This is a genomic window from Bacillus thermotolerans (assembly GCF_000812025.2).
GTDB lineage: Bacteria > Bacillota > Bacilli > Bacillales > Domibacillaceae > Quasibacillus > Quasibacillus thermotolerans.
Genome location: NZ_JWJE02000093.1, coordinates 1 through 3,451 on the forward strand (window position 1 = coordinate 1; position 3,451 = coordinate 3,451).

Genomic DNA, 3,451 nt, shown 5'->3' on the forward strand with positions numbered 1-3,451 from the left:
AAGCTCCCTTCCGTCCGCTCGACTTGCATGTATTAGGCACGCCGCCAGCGTTCGTCCTGAGCCAGGATCAAACTCTCCAAAAAGATGTTTGCATTACACAGGATGTGCAGGCATCTGCGTTGTCACAGGACGTGACGATCTTAGCAGATGATCCTTTACTCATAATTAAATCAAGAATTAACTGGCATGTATTTTGTTCAGTTTTCAAAGATCAATGTTGCCTTTCTTTTTCAATAGTCAAATTTATTATTATATCACATTACAAAGATCAAAGTCAATATCTTTTTTGTTTCTTTTTCAAAGCGCTGTTTTCTTCGACAGCTGAATAATATTATCATGTCTAGAAAACAAAGTCAATCGTTTTTTCAATGATTTCTTTTTCGCTTTTACTTAACGCCGCCTCTTTCAATGGCGGAATATCAATATAACACTTTTGTATTATTAAAGTCAACTGTTTATCTCCAGTAACTATTTACCAGCTCTTTATTCTTTTGATAGAAACAAGCAAAAAAGCACACTCCGATAAACTAACCACCCCTATACAGGATAACTAGCCGGAAAGTGTGCTTTCATCGTCAATAGGTAGTCAAATGCAGCAGCTTCTGCACGGTATATACCCCTCTTTTCAAAGTACTTATGTCTTCATAGTGTTTTTCATAATCTGTTGTATACTCGGCTCCGTCATTCTTCCACAGCCTATGAAAGTACTTTTCTGTTTCCTTTAACACTTCAGCTGAATGCGGACCTTTTATCATTATATTAGTCTCAAGATTAAAATCATTTAAATTCCTTGATGTGTAATTCGCTGAACCGCTAAGGGTCATTCCTTCATTCTGTTTTTTGATATACATCATCTTCGTGTGAAACTGTTCAGACTCCGGAGCGAACCAACGAATATCAATTTTTCCACCCGTGTCCTCTATCAGCTCCTCACTTATAGGGATGTTGGGCAGTCCGGTTTTCTTCTGGCCAAAAGAGTTTTTATTCGTATCAAGAATAAGCCGGACCCTCACTCCCCGGTTTGCCGCTTCAGTCAGCGAGTCAATGACATCACGGTCGGCTAAATAAAACATTGCAATCCAAGTCTCTTCACCTTTCTTTGTCTCAGCGACTTCCTTCTGAAGCGTTTCCTGTATCCTGCCTTCGGTTAACAGCTGGACTTTCATACTGCCCTGGCCTGTTCTTTCCCTTACTGCACTGGGAAAATCAACGGAATGACGAGTTTTGGCAGCCACCTCTTCCGTTATTAGCAAATCATTAATAAGCGCATTCTTTACCTCGAAGGCTGTATTAGCAAAATAGGCACTTGCATCATGAGGATTCCCTGAACTGATCAGTGTTCCTTTCTCGGTAGCAATCGTTTTGTGATGGTTCGCTTTCACATTGAATAGCTTTAAATAGGAACGAAGTGTCATATCAGGAGCAGTTTCTGCAAGCTGGTTGGGTATCCAGCCTTCTCCGCCTTCGCCAAACCACTGTATGAACATGCGCCAGAGTGCACTGTAGATTGGCATGGAATCACGAAGCGGCTGAACGTCTGTTAGAAGGACCTTTATTCCATTCTTTTTCAATTCATTAAACTCAGGGGTCGCATGAGATTGATAGGAAGTATTGACTTCATCGGATATGAAAGTAATCTCTATATTTGGGTCTTCTTGCTTTTTCTGAACAAGTGCCTCAGTGAGCGCTTTGGACACTTCAGGAAATTCTTGATTCTTTTCGTGGTAACCATTAAACAAGAAATAATCCAGTACAATAAACTCTTCTGCTTCTTCAATCATCTCCAAGGTCCTGGTGAATATTTGCTCTGTAAATACCTTCTTCTCTCCTTTTTGACCGGTTACATTATAGTAGAAATTCACCTAATTTTCCTCTACCTGCGCATACGAAGTATTTTTCGGAAGCGGTTTATAAAGATGGACAATCATCGTCAATATGTAGAAAGTGAGCAGAGTAGCAAGAACAAGCCGCTTTGCCGTCATCTTCTTCATTATCTTTCCCTCTTTTCTGCTCATCTTCTTTTCCCGTCTCTTACAGAAAAGAAACCGGGTCTTTTTTCTTTCCTTTCTGAAAGTTTCCTCTATTCCTTGCTTTTCCTATGCTAAAATAACAAAGAGATTATTTATCTATTCCTAGGAGGCGTTCAACTTGGCGTTTCGTTATTCCAAACGGATGGAGAATTTCGGTCCATCTATCTTCAGTGAACTAAAAGCGTTTAAACAACAGAAAGAAGCCGAAGGAAAGGAACTGATTGATTTAAGCCTCGGCAGCCCTGACCTGCCTCCTGCAGAAATCGTGCGCAAGGAGCTAGCGAATAGCACATTGAAGGAAGACCAGTATGGCTACACACTTTCAGGTACATCGGCCTTCTATGAAGCAATTGCCCGTTATTATAAACGGGTGTATGGTGTATCGTTGGATCCCGCAACTGAAATTGTCCATGCTATGGGTTCTCAAGAAGGGCTTGTTCACTTGCCGCTCGTCTTTGCTGATCCAGGAGACGTTATTCTTGTTCCCAATCCAGGCTACACTGCCTATGAAACCGGACTGGCTGTTGCCGGAGCAAAACCTCATTATATGCCGCTCTTGAAAGAAAATCATTTTCTTCCTGACTTAGCAGCTATTCCTGAGACGGTTGCCCGGCAGGCTAAGCTGATGATTTTAAATTACCCTGGTAATCCGGTCGCGGGAGAAGCCAATGAGGCTTTCTTTAAATCTGTCATTGCCTTTGCTAAAGAGTATGAGGTCGCTGTTCTGCATGACGCCGCATACTCAGAGTTTTATTTTGACGATGGAGAGCCGCTCAGCTTCCTCGCCGTTGAAGGGGCGAGCGAAGTCGGCATCGAGATTAATTCCTTATCCAAAAGCTTCAGCCTTGCTGGCGCGCGAATCGCCTATATTGCTGGCAACCGCGATATGATCGACATGATCGCCCGGTTTAAATCAAATTTGGACTATGGCATATTTGCACCTATTCAGACAGCAGCTGTAGCCGCGCTGGACCATGCAGAAGAGATCGGCCAGTTCGTGCGGTCGACTTTCCAGCGAAGAAGAGATGTATTTACAGAAGAATTAAAAAGGAGCGGGTGGGTTGTAGACCGTCCGTCCGGCGGCATGTTTATCTGGGCTGAAGTACCATCCAAATGGCCTTCTTCTAAAGAATTTGCTTTTCACTGTATAGACGAAGCAGGCGTAGTAATGGTTCCAGGCTCTGCCTTTGGCTCTGCCGGAGAAGGATATGTGCGGATTGCGCTTGTTCAGCCGGAAGATCAATTAATGCTGGCTGCTCAAAAGCTTCAAACGATTTTTTCTCCCGTGCTTTAAAAAACGGCTCTGCCACTTTTGATGGCAGAGCCGTTTTCATTCTGTTGATAAAGTCTTCTGTCAATGGACAAACAGTGAAAAAATATGTAGAATCTCCTCAGAATACGTGAAAGAGGAGGTTTTTTTA

General features: G+C 42.6%; 3 protein-coding genes and 1 rRNA gene. 1 reads left to right on the top strand and 3 read right to left on the bottom strand.

The annotated features are described in order from the left end of the window. The 3 genes from QY97_RS18690 to QY97_RS21030 all read right to left on the bottom strand — a co-directional run. Positions 1–83 (bottom strand): 16S ribosomal RNA (locus QY97_RS18690); the annotation flags it as partial. A gap of 492 nt (positions 84–575) precedes the next feature. Beyond that, positions 576–1,862 (bottom strand): phospholipase D family protein, encoded by a 1,287-nt coding sequence (locus tag QY97_RS18695; protein WP_052729022.1) that lies wholly within the window; start codon positions 1,860–1,862, stop codon positions 576–578. After that, entirely contained in the window at positions 1,863–1,991 is a 129-nt protein-coding gene (locus tag QY97_RS21030; RefSeq protein ID WP_269764116.1) for a hypothetical protein, read from the bottom strand. A gap of 157 nt (positions 1,992–2,148) precedes the next feature. Here QY97_RS21030 and QY97_RS18700 point away from each other — a divergent pair, with 157 nt between their 5' ends. Continuing rightward, entirely contained in the window at positions 2,149–3,324 is a 1,176-nt protein-coding gene (locus tag QY97_RS18700; protein WP_083965925.1) for an LL-diaminopimelate aminotransferase, read from the top strand. Positions 3,325–3,451 lie beyond the last annotated feature (127 nt).